The organism is Bradyrhizobium sp. WSM4873 (genome assembly GCF_055811355.1).
In genome coordinates, this window is sequence record NZ_JBVVPS010000016.1 from 101,115 (window position 1) to 114,823 (window position 13,709).

15 protein-coding genes are annotated in these 13,709 nt (G+C 64.9%); 6 read left to right on the forward strand and 9 right to left on the reverse strand.

Annotation, left to right across the window (positions count from 1 at the left end; all coding sequences use genetic code 11):
* Positions 1–32 precede the first annotated feature (32 nt).
* On the forward strand, positions 33–914 hold the full coding sequence (locus AC0L21_RS21415) for an MJ0042-type zinc finger domain-containing protein (protein WP_473263812.1): 882 nt from the start codon (positions 33–35) through the stop codon (positions 912–914).
* Between the two features lie 59 nt (positions 915–973).
* Complete coding sequence (locus AC0L21_RS21420; RefSeq protein ID WP_473263813.1) at positions 974–1,348, forward strand: response regulator; 375 nt, start codon at positions 974–976, stop codon at positions 1,346–1,348.
* Positions 1,349–1,452: 104 nt separating this feature from the next.
* Here AC0L21_RS21420 and AC0L21_RS21425 read toward each other — a convergent pair whose 3' ends face one another.
* Together AC0L21_RS21425 and AC0L21_RS21430 are read right to left on the reverse strand one after the other, a co-directional pair.
* Entirely contained in the window at positions 1,453–2,613 is a 1,161-nt protein-coding gene (locus AC0L21_RS21425) for a DUF4175 family protein (RefSeq protein WP_007597314.1), read from the reverse strand.
* Positions 2,601–4,535, reverse strand: coding sequence for a TIGR02302 family protein (locus AC0L21_RS21430; RefSeq protein WP_473263814.1), 1,935 nt, complete (start codon positions 4,533–4,535; stop codon positions 2,601–2,603). Before AC0L21_RS21430 ends, AC0L21_RS21425 begins: the two co-directional genes overlap by 13 nt.
* Positions 4,536–4,712: 177 nt before the next feature.
* Here AC0L21_RS21430 and AC0L21_RS21435 point away from each other — a divergent pair, with 177 nt between their 5' ends.
* Positions 4,713–5,096 (forward strand): carboxymuconolactone decarboxylase family protein, encoded by a 384-nt coding sequence (locus AC0L21_RS21435; RefSeq protein ID WP_473263815.1) that lies wholly within the window; start codon positions 4,713–4,715, stop codon positions 5,094–5,096.
* Positions 5,097–5,322: 226 nt separating this feature from the next.
* Complete coding sequence (locus AC0L21_RS21440) at positions 5,323–6,219, forward strand: NAD(P)-dependent oxidoreductase (protein WP_473263816.1); 897 nt, start codon at positions 5,323–5,325, stop codon at positions 6,217–6,219.
* A gap of 401 nt (positions 6,220–6,620) precedes the next feature.
* Here AC0L21_RS21440 and AC0L21_RS21445 read toward each other — a convergent pair whose 3' ends face one another.
* Positions 6,621–6,947 (reverse strand): DUF1330 domain-containing protein, encoded by a 327-nt coding sequence (locus AC0L21_RS21445; protein ID WP_219680482.1) that lies wholly within the window; start codon positions 6,945–6,947, stop codon positions 6,621–6,623.
* Between the two features lie 134 nt (positions 6,948–7,081).
* Positions 7,082–7,780, reverse strand: a complete 699-nt coding sequence (locus AC0L21_RS21450) for a winged helix-turn-helix transcriptional regulator (protein WP_473263817.1) — start codon at positions 7,778–7,780, stop codon at positions 7,082–7,084.
* 182 nt (positions 7,781–7,962) lie between these two features.
* Here AC0L21_RS21450 and AC0L21_RS21455 point away from each other — a divergent pair, with 182 nt between their 5' ends.
* Positions 7,963–8,481, forward strand: a complete 519-nt coding sequence (locus AC0L21_RS21455) for an SRPBCC family protein (RefSeq protein ID WP_473263818.1) — start codon at positions 7,963–7,965, stop codon at positions 8,479–8,481.
* 57 nt (positions 8,482–8,538) lie between these two features.
* Here AC0L21_RS21455 and lysA read toward each other — a convergent pair whose 3' ends face one another.
* From lysA to argH, 3 genes are all read right to left on the reverse strand, one after another.
* Entirely contained in the window at positions 8,539–9,804 is a 1,266-nt protein-coding gene (gene lysA, locus AC0L21_RS21460) for a diaminopimelate decarboxylase (RefSeq protein WP_473263819.1), read from the reverse strand.
* A gap of 23 nt (positions 9,805–9,827) precedes the next feature.
* A complete protein-coding gene (gene lptM, locus AC0L21_RS21465) occupies positions 9,828–10,118 on the reverse strand; it encodes an LPS translocon maturation chaperone LptM (RefSeq protein WP_473263820.1) in 291 nt (96 codons plus the stop codon).
* A 93-nt stretch (positions 10,119–10,211) separates the two neighbouring features.
* The gene (gene argH / locus AC0L21_RS21470) at positions 10,212–11,609 is read right to left on the reverse strand and encodes an argininosuccinate lyase (RefSeq protein WP_473263821.1); all 1,398 of its coding nucleotides are present in this window, start codon (positions 11,607–11,609) and stop codon (positions 10,212–10,214) included.
* 106 nt (positions 11,610–11,715) lie between these two features.
* Here argH and tlpA point away from each other — a divergent pair, with 106 nt between their 5' ends.
* A complete protein-coding gene (gene tlpA / locus AC0L21_RS21475; protein WP_473263822.1) occupies positions 11,716–12,405 on the forward strand; it encodes a thiol:disulfide interchange protein TlpA in 690 nt (229 codons plus the stop codon).
* A gap of 10 nt (positions 12,406–12,415) precedes the next feature.
* On the opposite strand, the gene AC0L21_RS21480 is transcribed toward tlpA, so the two are convergent.
* Both AC0L21_RS21480 and AC0L21_RS21485 read right to left on the reverse strand, forming a co-directional pair.
* A complete protein-coding gene (locus AC0L21_RS21480; protein ID WP_473263823.1) occupies positions 12,416–12,610 on the reverse strand; it encodes a hypothetical protein in 195 nt (64 codons plus the stop codon).
* Between the two features lie 215 nt (positions 12,611–12,825).
* Positions 12,826–13,707: a 3-hydroxybutyryl-CoA dehydrogenase gene (locus AC0L21_RS21485; RefSeq protein ID WP_007597339.1), complete on the reverse strand. Its 882-nt coding sequence runs from the start codon at positions 13,705–13,707 to the stop codon at positions 12,826–12,828.
* Between the last annotated feature and the right edge of the window lie 2 nt (positions 13,708–13,709).

Consider the following 13,709-nt stretch of genomic DNA (forward strand, 5'->3'; position numbering starts at 1 on the left):
GTCAAGACTTGTCCGTGCATCAAGGCTCGTCCATGCATATCGTCTGCCCTCATTGTACGACATCCTACGCCATCAAGCCCGCGAGCCTTGGGGCGAACGGCCGGACCGTGCGCTGTTCCCGTTGCAAGGAAACCTGGGTCGCCCATGCCGAGGATGCCATCGAGGAGGCATCTGTCCCGGCCATGGCCGCGGCCAACCGGGCCGACGACCAGTCCGATCTCGCCGAGCAGTGGAACTCCTACGCGCAGGACGACAGCGCCACTGACGCGCCTGTCGTTGACAGCCCCTCGATCGCCAGCGACTGGCCGGACCAGGAAACCAGCGACACCGAGGACGAATGGTCGGCGGCCGCCCGGTCCGCCGAGGAGGAAGTCGTCGGCGATCAGCACCAATCCTGGTTCCGCGGCCTGTTCGGACGCCGCCGCGGCGCGCGGGTGCGCCGTCCGGTCGCCACGGCGGCCCCGCGAAAATCCCATTTCGGCCTGCCAACTGCCTGCGCCGCGATGGGCGCGCTGGTGCTGGCGCTGGTGATCTGGCGCGGCGACATGGTGCGGTTGCTGCCGCAGACGGCCGCCTTCTACAGGATCGTCGGCCTCGAAGTGAACCTGCGCGCACTGGCGTTCAAGGACGTCAAGCTCTCCAGCGAGACCGTGGACGGTAAGCAGGTGCTGGTGATCGAAGGCGTGATCGTGGGCCAAGGCAAGAAGCCGCTCGACATTCCCCGGTTGCGCTTCGCGGTGCGCGACGCGCAAGGCGCGGAAATCTACGCCTGGAACGCCGTTCTGGAACAGACTGTGCTACAGCCCGGCGAGCGCGCCTTTTTCCGCTCGCGCCTGGCCTCGCCGCCGCCGGAGGGCCGCAATATCGACGTTCGCTTCTTCAACCGGCGCGACATTGCCGGTGGCAGCGTATAAGCGATTTCGCAGGTCTCGCAGGCAAAATTTGTGGCGAGATTGATCCCAAGGTTGCTCTCATGTCCAAAATCTTGATCGCCGACGACGAGGATTCGATGCGCCAGCTCGTGGCGCGCGCCATCGCCATGGACGGGCACGAAATCGTCACCGCGCAGGACGGCGCCGAGGCGCTGGAGATCCTCACTCGCGCGGACGGCCAGTTCGACCTGCTGCTCACCGACATCCAGATGCCGGTGATGGACGGCATCGCGCTGGCGCTGTCCGTCGCACGCGATTTCCCCGATCTGACCATTCTGCTGATGACCGGCTTTGCCGACCAGCGCGAGCGCGCCTCGAACCTCAATGCACTGGTGCATGACGTCGTGACGAAGCCGTTCTCGGTCGCCGACATCCGCACGGCGGTGGCGGATGCGCTTGCGGCGAAGAAGGGGTAGCGAGTCGGGTTCGTAGTTTGTAGCCCGCATGAGCGCAGCGACATGCGGGACCGGCGGCCCCGGATATCGCTTCGCTCATCCGGGCTACGAGAGCTGCGTCAGCCTCAAAAATCCTTCAGCAGCCGCTCAATGTAGTCGAGTTCGATCTGCGGGCGCGAGCTGTCCCCCAAGCGGCGGCGGAGCTCCTCGAGGATGCGGCGTACGCGCTGGGCGTCGATCTCGCCGGGGATCTTGACCGTGTAGTCGTCGCTCAGATCGCGGCCGTGAAGCGGGCGGCCGAGCGGATCGGTCTGATTGCCGCCGCTCTGCTGGCGGCCGGGCCGGTTGCCGGGACCATCGCCCTGCCCGTCGCCATCGCCCTGCTGCATCGCCTCGGCCATCTTCTGCGCGCCCTTGCGCAAGGCCTCGAGCGCTTTCCCTTGGGCGTCCACGGCACCGTCCGAATTGCCTTCGCCGAGCTGCGAGCCGGCATCGCCCATGGCCCCGTCGGCGGCGTCCAGACTGCCGTCGTCATCGCCCTGGTCGCCGTCCTGATCGCCATCCTGGCCCGGCTGTCCCTGCTCGCCCTGCTGACCCTTTTGCCCCTTCTGGCCCTGGCTCTTCTGGCCTTTTTGCCCCTTCTGCGTGAGGCCGCGCTTGGCGAGTTCATCCTGCAGCTTCTTCAGGCGGTCGCGCAGCGACTGCTGATCCTGCTGGAGATCCGACATCGACTGGTCGCCCTGCTGCTTGCCGCGCGAGCGCTCACGCCGGGAATCCTGCCCCTGCTTGAAAGTCTTGTCGCGCAATTGCTGCTGCTTGCGGATCATGTCGCTGAGCTCGTTGAGCGCCTGCTCCATGTCGCTGTCGCCGGATTGCCCGGGCTGCGCCATCTGGAGGTTTTCCATGATCTGCGCGAGCTGCTCGAGCATGCGCTGGGCCGCTTCTTTGTTGCCTTCGCGCGCTGCCTTCTCGATTTGCTTCAGCAATTCGTCGAGGTCGCGCTGCGTGATGACGGAACGATCGCGGTTGGAGGATTGGCTCTTTTCCGTCGCGCGCTTGTAGTCCTCGAGCTTCTGAATCGCATCGGATTGATTGTTCAGGCTCTTGCCGGATTCCTTCTGCCTGAGGCTATCGCCAGAATCCTGCATCGCCTTTTCAGCGCCATCGAGCAGGGCATCGACATCCTGATCCTGCTGGGCAGCCACGGGCGAGACGCCTCCCAACAGGAAGGCGAGGCAGGCGATCGAGATCGCCTTCAATACTGGCACGCGTGCTAGCTTCCGCATTTACGGTCTCGCGTCGACTGGTTGGCACCGTCGTTGCCCGGCTTCGCCCGGTTGTTGGCCGACTTGCGATAGGCCTGAAGCTGCTCGCGCAACGCGTCCTGCTGCTTCGCCAGCTCTTCGAGCTGCTCGGGCGTGGCGTTCTGGGTCTTTTGTTTCAGCTCGACGGACTTGTCGAGGATGAGCTGAACCTCTGCCGGGAAAGGCTGCCGGGGCCCAAGCGGATTCTGCTCGGCGCGCCGGGCGAGATCGCGCACCTTGCCGGCCATCGCCTCGCGAAGCTTTTGCGTCAGCGCCTTGATCTCGTCCTCGCTGGCGCCGCGTTCCAGCGCCCGCTTGAGCGCATCCTGGGCCGAGCGCAGCGCGGCGTTGACGCTGCCGGCGACACCGTCGTCCTCGATGGTGACCGCGAACGCCCACATGCTTCCCACCACATCGCGCAGCGCGTCGTCGGTGCGGGCGGCTTCCAGCTGCAGCGCCAGGCTGCGCAGGCCGAGATAGCAGCCCGCATCCGGCGTGAACAATTCGGGTGCGATCATCAGCGCGTCCAGCGCGGCGTAGACATCCGAATTCTTGTTGGCGTCGAGCGCGAGGATGCGGCGCTGTTCGACCAGCGCGCGCGCGAGCGAATTGGTGAACAGCCGCTCGGGCAGGCGCATGTTGAACGGCTCGCTCCTGGCCTCGTTGCCGGCCTCGTCCTTTGCGCTGAGGGTCAGCGTGACGTCGGCGCCGGCATAGGGATCCTCGCTCAGGTCTTTCACCGTCTGGCCGACACCGTTGCGGGTGCGCGCATTCGGCAGCACGAGCGGGAATTGCGGAGGCTGGAATAGCGGCCGCGCGGCGGCCTTGGTGTCGGCCTCCTTGCGGCCATCTTTGGCATCGGCGGGACGCAGGCCGATTTGCGCGTCGGCGCCGGTGACGCCGTAATCGTCCTCGACCTTGTAGGTGAGCTGGAGTCCGCCACGGGCCTGGCGCTCGGGATCCTTGGCCAGCGCGATCGTCGGCGGGCGGTCCGGTGTTGCCGCAAACGCCCATTGCGGCTGGCCGGATGGCGCGCGGACATGCGCGGTGCCGTCGCCGCTGATGGAAAAATGCTTCTCGTTGGTGCCTTTGGGCGCGGCTTCGGTAGGCTCGACTTCCTTGAGGCCGCCGGAGACGACAACATCCAGGCTGCCGCCGGAGGAGCGAACGATCAGGGTCGAGCCTGCGGGAACGGCAAGCGGCCCGCTGGCCGGTAGCGCCGCGGCCTCCTTGTTCGCGGCCGACAGGATGACCGGCGGCTTGCCGGTGTAGAGCGGTGGCGTGACCCAGGCATCCACACGAACATTCGTCGGGGCCATCACGCCGTTCCAGTGGAAGGCAGCCACGAGCCGCATCGCACGCTCGTCGCCGGCGGCGAAGAAGGTCGCAACCAGCATCACCATGACCAGCGCGCGCAGCGCCCAGGGGTCATGCAGAGCGAGCCGGGGCTTCGGCAGACCGGCGCGGATGCGCTTGATCGAAGCCAGCGTGCGCTCGCGCTGCGCCCGCCACAATGCCTGCGCAACCGGGTCCTGCGAGCTCAGCGTGTCCGTCAGCGTGGTGGCCGGCCGATGACGGATGCCAGAGCCGCGGTCGAGCCGAGCCAGAGCCTCCTCGCGGCTCGGCCAGCGGAAACGACTCAATGGGAACAGGACGGCAATCGCAACGCCGGCGAAAACGACAAGACCGATGGCGCGGGCAATGGACGGCAGGGCCAGCCAGAGGCCGGCCCAGGACACCACCAGGAACAGACCGACGACGGTGAGAAGCCGCGCAAAATTTGGCCAGGCACGCTCCCACGCGATGGCATAAGTGGCCCGCTGCAGGGCTTGCGCCAGCTTCAGCCGCGACAGAGCGTCGCCATCGCGGATCGGGTCTGACGGGTCGGGGGTGACGCCGTTCAATCAACTCTCCAGGTTGCCCGGTAGAGAAGCGTACCACAACGGCAGCACTGAGGCATCCGTTCCTGTACGGGAGACACCCCTTTTCCCGCATAACACGAGGACGTGACTGGCAGGCCGCAACCCCGTAATTTCCGCGCCGCCAGCCAAGAAAAACGCAAGAGAAGCAAAGGAAACGCCATGGACAAGAAGATGCACGACAAGGGCCTGGAGGTCCGCAAAGCGGTGCTCGGCGAGGCCTATGTCAACAACGCCCTGAAGAGCGTCGACGATTTCAACCGCCCGTTCCAGGAGATGCTCAACGAATATTGCTGGGGCACGGTGTGGGGCCGCGAGGAGCTGCCGCGCAAGACCCGCAGCATGCTCAACATCGCGATGATCGCGATCCTCAATCGTCAGCACGAATTCCGCGCGCATCTGAAGGGCGCACTCACCAACGACGTCAGCCGCGACGAGATCCGCGAGATCCTGATGCAGGTCGCAATCTATGGTGGCATGCCGGCCGCGGTCGACAGCTTTCGGATCGCGCGCGAGGTGTTCGCGGAGATCGACGCAAAGGCGTGAGGGGGGGCCGGTGTGAGGGACGGGGCCGCGACGTCCCTCCTCCACGTCGTCCTGGCGAAAGCCAGGACCCATAGCCACCGGCAGGCGTGGTTACGGGGGACTGGGAGTTGCCACTTCGCGCCACAACCTCTCCCTGGGGTAAATGGGTCCTGGCTTTCGCCAGGACGACACCGAGGATGGATGCGCGCCGATCAACAACAACGAATATTCAACACAAGGAAACACCATGGACATCGGATTCATCGGCCTCGGAAACATGGGTTTCCCGATGGCGCGGCGGCTGATCGAGGCCGGCAACCGGCTCGTCGTGTTCGACACGCGCCAGGAGGTCGTCGACAAGCTGGTGGCGCGCGGCGCCACTGCGGCGACATCGCCAAAGGACGTCGCCGACCAGGTCGAGACGGTCATGGCGAGTCTGCCCTCGCTGCAGGCTTCGCTCGCGGTTGCGACGGGGCCGAACGGCGTGATCGAGGGGAGCCGCGTCAAACGCTTCATCGATCTCTCCACCGTCGGTTCGGCGATGGCGGTGAAGATTCACGGCCTGCTCGCCGAGCATGACATCGTGCAGATCGACTGCCCGGTCTCCGGCGGCGTCGGCGGCGCCGAGAAGGGCACGCTCGCGGTGATGGTCTCGGGGCCGAAGACCGAGTTCGAGCTGCTCAAGCCCGCGCTCGACATCATCGGAAAGGTGTTCTTCATCGGCGAGAAGCCCGGCGCGGCGCAGACCATGAAGCTCGCCAACAACTTCTTGTCCGCCACCGCGATCGTGGCGACCTCGGAAGCAGTGGTGATGGGCGTCAAGGCAGGGCTCGATCCTGCCGTGATGATCGACGTCATCAATGCGGGCTCGGGCATGAATACCGCGAGCCGCGACAAGTTTCCGCGCTCGGTGCTGCCGCGCAGCTTCGACTTCGGCTTCGCCACGGGACTGATGGTGAAGGACGTGCGGCTGGCGCTGGAGGAGATGAAGCAGCTCGGCCTGTCGATGGAAGTCGCGGATGCGGTCGGCCGGTTGTGGGAGACGGTCATCAGCGCGGAAGGCGCCGAGTCCGATTTCACCGCGGCGATCAAGCCGATCGAGAAGAAAGCGGGCGTTGTGGTTGGCGGCAGGCCACCCAGCTAGCGCCAACACGAGAACGCAGCGCCGATGACCGGCGCTGCGCTGTCCTCCTTGGATCGATCTGCTACGAGCGGCGTCTGCCAAGTTCCAGAAGGTCGATCGGCTGTTCCCGTTGAAGGGAGGCCGAGCCCCCGCTGCATTTGATATACTTCTCGTCGCACCTGCGCATGCACCGTCTCTCGCTCGAGCATTTCGCAGAGGTATTGTTGCAGCTGACCCACGTAATGTCGCACCGCGTGACCCGGGCCGACGCAACGCCGGAAAGTCCGAGCAGGAAGGCCACGCCGCAAGCTACGAAAAGCATGCGAAGCAGGCCGACGCCGGCGAGTGAACCGTTCATTCCAATCTCCTGTGTTGGCCGGGCACGTCTGCGCCTGCCGCCGAGTGTTTGACGAAGACGCAGTTCAAGCCTTGGCGAGATAGGGGATCGTGCCTGCCAAGTCCGTATCGTCGATCAACTGGAAGCGGCTCTCGCTGCCGCCCCTGCGCGCTGCCGCGAAGCGGCCGTAGGCGGGATCAGCGACGAAGGACTCCGCTGCCTTTGCGGTTGGAAAGGACATGATCGCGATCAGCGAGGTGTCGAGAGGGGCACCTTCAAGGGTTTTCACATTGCCGCTGCGGGAAAGATACTTGCCGCCATGCTTGTGCACCAGCTCGTGGACGGACGCTGCGTAGTCCGGCACCCACTTTCCGTCGGTCACTTTGATGTCCGCGATCAGATACGCTGTCATGTCGTGTCTCCTGGCTCGAGTTCAGCTCCGCGTTGATACAGGCGGGCATCACTTCGGTGCCAGAACACGGCCGGGGCTCGCCAGTACGGGAACTGTAGCGGGGCGATACAAATACTGAATTGCGCTGCCCTGGATCAGCTCGCCAGCTTGCGTTCCTTGGCGAACGGGCTGAGGCCCAGCCAGCTTTGCATGGCCGCGGCAAGCTGCCGGTCGCCCGTGAGGAGCATCCGCCGGCTTGCGACGGCCGCGCGCACGGTATCGAGTCCCATCCAGATCGCCGTCATCGTGCGCAGATCCACCGACACGTAAAGATCGACGTCGAAACCGGGATCAATCGAGCAGAGGTCGACGCTGTCGTCGGGATCGACGATCAGCCACCACGATCGCTGCGTCGAAGGCAATTCCGGATACGCGAACTGCAGAACACTGCGGCGGGTCGGCATCGGCGTCGTGTTCAAATTCCGCCGCATGTCCCACATCAACAGCTGGACATCGAGATGCTGAAGCGACAGATGCGACTCGATGCGGCGCTGGCCCCAGATGCCGAACGCCTCGACGATGGGGCCGAGTTCGCGTCCGGCGGCGGTCAGCTGATACTCGATCACGCCGCGCTCGGAAGCCGACGGCTGGCGGATGACGATGCCTGCGGCTTCGAGTTCCTTCAGGCGATGGGAAAGCAGCGCAGGCGACATGCGGGGAACGCCGCGGCGCAACTCGTTGAACCGGGTCGAGCCGGCGACGAGTTCACGTAGCAGTACGACGGTCCAGCGCGTGCATAATATCTCGGCCGCCATCGCGACCGGACAGAACTGCCTGTAGCTGCCGATGGTCATGCGGGCCTCCGTGACAAGCGAAGGTGCAACCTTAGGGCCGCGGCGCGCGGCTTCCTAGTTCAGTTTCTGTATCAGCAGCGATTCATTCCCTGAACTGGCCGCGGACCGTGGTGAGCGTCTATTCGACCTGCATTGGCAAGCCGGCCGCCGCGATCACGGCCCGCCGGACACAGGAGATTACCATGAAGAAATACGATTCAGCGGCTTCCAGATTGCTCGTTTCGGTTCGCAGCGCCGCGATTTGTGCCCTCGGCCTGGGCGTCAGCGTCATGCCGGCGTCTGCAGCCAATCTGACGAGGAGCATCGAGGTCAGCAGTGCTGCGGCCGAGGTGTGGTCCGTCATCGGCCCGTTCTGCGCGATCAAGGATTGGCTGCCGCCGGTGGGGCAGTGCATTGCAGACGGCAAGTCGCCGCCAACCCGGACGCTCGTCACCAGGGACGGCAAGGCCTCGTTCGTGGAGACGCAGACTGCGCGGAACGACAGAGACTACAGCTATTCCTACGCGTTCCTGTCGAGCCCACTGCCGGTGAGCCAGTACAAGTCGACCATCAAGGTCACGGCAAAGGGTGAAGGCGCGTCGGTGGTGACATGGACCGGAATCTACACGCCCGACCCCGGGCGGGAGAAGGAAGCGGTCGATGCCCTCGGCGGCGTCTATGATTCCGGTCTCGCCGCGATCAGGGACCGGTTCAAGAAGTAGGAGTCAATGCAGCGATGGGCGCAGCGGTAGCTGCGCTCATCGTGGACGGTCACAGCCTCACAACCAGGGCGCCGGCTCATCCATCGCGATCAGCTGCTCGACCTCGATGCGCGGTCGCACGACGGCGTACTGGTCGCCCTTCACCAGCACTTCGGGCACCAGCGGCCTCGTATTGTAGGTGCCGGCCTGCACTGCGCCATAGGCACCTGCGGTCATGATGGCGATGAGGTCACCGGGCTTTGGCATCGGCAGCGTGCGGTCGAGCGCGAGGTAATCGCCGGTCTCGCAGACCGGGCCGACGACGTCGGCCGTGATCGTGGCCGCGCCCTTCGCCGGCTGTCTCACCGGCAGAATATCGTGATGGGCCTCGTACAGCGTCGGCCGGATCAGATCGTTCATGGCGGCATCGATGATGACGAAATTCTTGCCGTCGCCGTGCTTCACGTAGATCACCTTGGCGACCAGGATGCCGGCATTGCCGACGATCATGCGGCCCGGCTCGAACATCAGCGTGCAGCCGAGATTGTGGCTGACGCGCTTGACCATGGCGGCATAAGCGTCGGGCGCCGGCGGCGCTTCGCGGTCCATGTAATAGGGAATGCCGAGGCCGCCACCGAAATCCACATGCGAGATGTTGTGGCCGTCCGCACGCAGCGTCTGCACGAATTCGGAGAGGATGCGGAACGCGATCTCCATCTTGGAGAGGTCGGTGATCTGGCTGCCGATATGCACGTCGGTGCCTGTGACCTCGATGCCCGGCAGCTTCGCGGCGCGGGCATAGACCTCGCGGGCATGCGCGATCGGGATGCCGAACTTGTTCTCGGACTTGCCAGTCGAGATCTTTGCGTGAGTGCCGGCATCGACGTCAGGATTGACGCGGATCGAGATCCGCGCGGTCTTGCCCGTCTCCGTCGCAAGGCGCGACAGCAGCTCGAGCTCCGGCTCGGATTCGACGTTGAGGCAGAGGATGTCGGCGGCCAGCGCGGCGCGCAGCTCGTCTTCCGTCTTGCCGACGCCGGAGAACAGGATCCTGTTTGCCGGAATGCCGGCGGCCAGCGCGCGCTTCAATTCGCCGCCGGAGACCACGTCCGCGCCGGCCCCGAGCCTGGCCAGCGTCCGCAACACCGACTGGTTTGAGTTCGCCTTCATGGCGTAGCAGACCAGCACCTTCTCGCCGGCGAAAGCGTCGGTGAAAACGCGATAGTGCCGCTCGAGCGTGGCGGTCGAATAGCAATAGAACGGCGTGCCGACGGCTGCGGCCAGCTCGGACAGGTTCACCGCCTCGGCGTGCAGCACGCCGTTGCGATAGTCAAAATGGTTCATGGCGTTGGCTCAGTTGCCCCAGCCTATCGGCTGGGTCTTTCGTCCAGGAGCGGGTCGAGGATAAACGGTTTCTTCCTGCCCTTGGTCGCCGCCGGTGCGGCGTCCGCGCCATAGGTGGGATTGAACACGCTCGGCGTCCTCTGGGCTTCGGTCTCGGTATCGGTCGGCGGCGCGATGTTGGCCGTTGACGCGCTGGAGGCGGTCGGCGGCAGATCCAGCGGGCCCTTGCGGCCACAGCCGGCAAGCGCGAGCGCCGTCAGGCTCAAGACAATGATGGCCCACCCCGAGCCGGCCGGGCGAAACTTTGACGTCACGACGAAATCCCCACTACGCGCGGCGCACCATACAGAGATTGGCGCGCTCTGGCGAGACCCGGATGACCATGAAACATAAGCGAAATTTTGCCCTCAGCCCAATTTTCGCTCTTTTTCCAGCCGCCTCAGCCAGGCCTTGGCCTGCGACGCCACGTTCTTCGGCGCGGTGCCGCCGAAGCTGGTCCGGCTCTTCACCGACGATTCGACCGAGAGCACGCCAAGCACGTCTTTCGTGATCTTCGCTTCGATTGCCTGCATCTCCCTCAGCGGCAGCTCGTGCAGCGCCACGCCACCCTCGGCGGCTTTCGCGACGATACGGCCGGTGACGTGATGGGCCTCGCGGAACGGCATCTTCAGCGTCCGCACCAGCCAGTCGGCAAGATCGGTCGCGGTGGCGTAGCCCTCGCCTGCGGCCGTCTTCATCTTCGCTTCATCAGGCACGAGATCCCGGACCATGCCGCTCATGGCGCGGATCGCGAGCGACAGCGCGGCGAAGCCTTCCATGGCGCCCTGCTTGTCCTCCTGCATGTCCTTTTGATAGGCGAGCGGCAGGCCCTTCATCACGATCAGCAGCCCATTGAGCGCGCCGATCACGCGGCCGGTCTTGGCGCGCACCAGTTCGGCGGCGTCAGGATTGCGCTTCTGCGGCATGATCGAGGATCCCGTGGTGAACTTGTCGCTCAGGCGGATCATGCCGACTAGCGGCGAGGTCCAGATCACGATCTCCTCGGCGAAGCGCGACATGTGCACGGCGCAGATCGAGGCCGCCGACAGCGTCTCCAGCACGAAGTCGCGATCGGAAACCGCATCGAGCGAGTTGGCCATCGGACGATCGAAACCGAGCGCCTTCGCCGTAGCGTGACGGTCGATCGGGAACGAGGTACCGGCGAGCGCCGCAGCTCCGAGCGGGGACTCGTTCAGCCGCTTGCGCGCGTCCTGGAACCGGCCGCGATCGCGCGCGGCCATCTCGACATAGGCGAGCAGATGGTGGCCGAAGGTCACCGGCTGCGCGGTCTGTAGATGCGTGAAGCCCGGCATGACCGTTCCGGCATGCTCCAGCGCGCGCTCGACCAGCGCCTGCTGGAACGCGGCGAGCGCGGCGTCGGTCTCATCGAGGACATCGCGGACATAGAGACGGAAATCGGTCGCGACCTGGTCGTTGCGCGAGCGCGCGGTGTGCAGGCGGCCGGCGGCAGGGCCGATCAGCTCGGACAGGCGGCTCTCGACATTCATGTGAATGTCCTCGAGCGCGCGCTTGAATTCGAAGCCGCCCTTGCCGATCTCTGACAAAATCGTGTCTAGACCCTTGCCGATATTTTTCGCATCAGAGGCCGTGATGATGCCCTGTGCGGCCAGCATCGCGGCGTGGGCCTTGGACGCGGCAATGTCCTGGGCAAAGAGGTGACGATCGACGTCGATGGAGACGTTGATCTCTTCCATGATCTCGTCGGGACGTTCCGAGAACCGGCCGCCCCACATCTTGTTGCTCATGATCCCCTGCTCACGCCTTGCCTGTCGCCGCCGCATGTTTGCTGACGGCTGCCAGCCGTATTAAGAGGCCTCTGATAGCCATATCTGCGACCGGATGACAAACGATATGCTCGACCCCAACGACAGGCTCGACCAAAGGAAAGCGCGGTCGGCCACGCGCCGCATCCCCGTCGTCATCGCCACCGTGGTGGTCGGGGGCCTGGCTGGCTTTGCAGCGCTGTACGGGCTGGGCCTGGGCCGGGCCCCATCCGGCGATCCCGCCTGCCGGGCGGCGGTGAACACCGCACAGAAGATCGCGCCGCTCGCCCATGGCGAGGTGGCGGCGCTGACCATGGCGACCGCACCGCTGAAGCTGCCGGACCTGGCCTTCGAGGACGCCGACGGCAAGCCGAAGAAGCTGTCGGATTTCCGCGGCAAGACGCTACTGGTGAACCTCTGGGCCACCTGGTGCGTGCCCTGCCGCAAGGAAATGCCGGCGCTCGACGAGCTCCAGGGCAAGCTTTCGGGCCCGAATTTCGAGGTGGTGGCGATCAATATCGACACCCGCGACCCCGAAAAGCCCAAGGCGTTCCTGAAAGAGGCCAATCTTATCCGGCTCGGCTATTTCAACGATCAGAAAGCCAAGGTTTTTCAGGATCTTAAAGTGATAGGCCGGGCTTTAGGCATGCCCACCTCGGTGCTGGTCGATCCCCAAGGCTGTGAGATCGCGACGATCGCGGGGCCGGCGGAATGGGCGAGCGAGGATGCGCTCAAGCTGATCCGTGCTGCGACGGGCAAAGCCGCCGCGTCGTTCTAGGCGATGATGTTTAGGCCGTGACGTTGAGGTTGCCGCCGACGCCGGCGCCGACATTGGCAAGCGAGGGCTGTCCGGCGCCGAGCAGCGTCAGGACGGTGGATTTCTCCGCATCCGCGTTCTGCTTCATCAGCGTCGCCGAGATATTCGACTGCAGCGCCCCTTGCTGAGCGGCCAGCATGCTGCTGACCATCGCCATCATGTCCATTACGCAAACCCTCGTACCGCGCGTAACCTAGACGCGACCGGTTAACGAGACCTGAATTGTCAGGAAGCGCCGTGGGGTGGGCTTTGTCCGTGTCCCGGACGCGGCGCGGCACGAAGTGACGCACCGCAGAGCCGGGACCCATGCTTCAGCATGCACGAGGCCTCTGGGCCCCGGCTCTGCAGCGCTTCGCGCTGCGTCCGGGGCACCGGACAGCTTTATCTCGTCGGAACCGGCTTGGCGCCGCGGTAGTCGTAGAAACCGCGCTGGGTCTTGCGACCGAGCCAGCCCGCCTCGACGTATTTCACCAGTAGCGGGCACGGGCGGTACTTGGAGTCGGCGAGGCCCTCATGCAGCACCTGCATGATCGACAGGCAGGTATCGAGGCCGATGAAATCGGCGAGCTCCAGCGGGCCCATCGGATGGTGCGCCCCGAGCTTCATCGCCGCGTCGATCGCCTCGACGTTGCCCACGCCTTCGTACAGCGTGTAAATCGCCTCGTTGATCATCGGCAGCAGGATGCGGTTGACGATGAAGGCCGGGAAATCCTCGGAGACCGCGACCTGCTTGCCGAGCTTGCCGACGAATTCCTTTGACGCCTCGAAGGTCTGGTCGTCGGTGGCGATGCCGCGGATCAGCTCCACCAGCTCCATCAGCGGCACCGGATTCATGAAGTGAATGCCGATGAAGCGTTCGGGCCGGTCGGTGGCGGCGGCGAGCCGGGTGATCGAGATCGAGGAGGTATCGGAGGCAACGATCGCCTCCGGCTTCAACACGGCGCAGAGATCGTGGAAAATCTTGCGCTTGACCTCTTCCTTCTCGACCGCGGTCTCGATCACGAGATCGCAGTCCGCGAGATCGTCCAACTTTTCGCCGGCCACGATACGCGCCATCGCCTTGGCTTTGTCGTCCTCGCTGACGGCCTTCTTGGAGACCTGCCGCGTCAGGTTGCCGTTGATCGTGGCCATGCCTGACTTGAGGCGGTCGGTCGAAATGTCGTTGAGCACCACGTCGAAGCCGGCCAGCGCAGCGACATGCGCGATGCCATTGCCCATCTGCCCCGCGCCGATCACGCCGACCTTCTTGATTACTGCCGCCATAA

Coding starts and splice junctions, on each gene's coding strand:
- AC0L21_RS21415 (WP_473263812.1), top strand. CDS start 33: ATGCATATCGTCTGCCCTCATTGTACGACATCCTACGCCATCAAGCCC.
- AC0L21_RS21420 (WP_473263813.1), top strand. CDS start 974: ATGTCCAAAATCTTGATCGCCGACGACGAGGATTCGATGCGCCAGCTC.
- AC0L21_RS21425 (WP_007597314.1), bottom strand. CDS start 2,613: ATGCGGAAGCTAGCACGCGTGCCAGTATTGAAGGCGATCTCGATCGCC.
- AC0L21_RS21435 (WP_473263815.1), top strand. CDS start 4,713: ATGGACAAGAAGATGCACGACAAGGGCCTGGAGGTCCGCAAAGCGGTG.
- AC0L21_RS21440 (WP_473263816.1), top strand. CDS start 5,323: ATGGACATCGGATTCATCGGCCTCGGAAACATGGGTTTCCCGATGGCG.
- AC0L21_RS21445 (WP_219680482.1), bottom strand. CDS start 6,947: ATGACAGCGTATCTGATCGCGGACATCAAAGTGACCGACGGAAAGTGG.
- AC0L21_RS21450 (WP_473263817.1), bottom strand. CDS start 7,780: ATGACCATCGGCAGCTACAGGCAGTTCTGTCCGGTCGCGATGGCGGCC.
- AC0L21_RS21455 (WP_473263818.1), top strand. CDS start 7,963: ATGAAGAAATACGATTCAGCGGCTTCCAGATTGCTCGTTTCGGTTCGC.
- lysA (WP_473263819.1), bottom strand. CDS start 9,804: ATGAACCATTTTGACTATCGCAACGGCGTGCTGCACGCCGAGGCGGTG.
- argH (WP_473263821.1), bottom strand. CDS start 11,609: ATGAGCAACAAGATGTGGGGCGGCCGGTTCTCGGAACGTCCCGACGAG.
- tlpA (WP_473263822.1), top strand. CDS start 11,716: ATGCTCGACCCCAACGACAGGCTCGACCAAAGGAAAGCGCGGTCGGCC.
- AC0L21_RS21480 (WP_473263823.1), bottom strand. CDS start 12,610: ATGGACATGATGGCGATGGTCAGCAGCATGCTGGCCGCTCAGCAAGGG.
- AC0L21_RS21485 (WP_007597339.1), bottom strand. CDS start 13,707: ATGGCGGCAGTAATCAAGAAGGTCGGCGTGATCGGCGCGGGGCAGATG.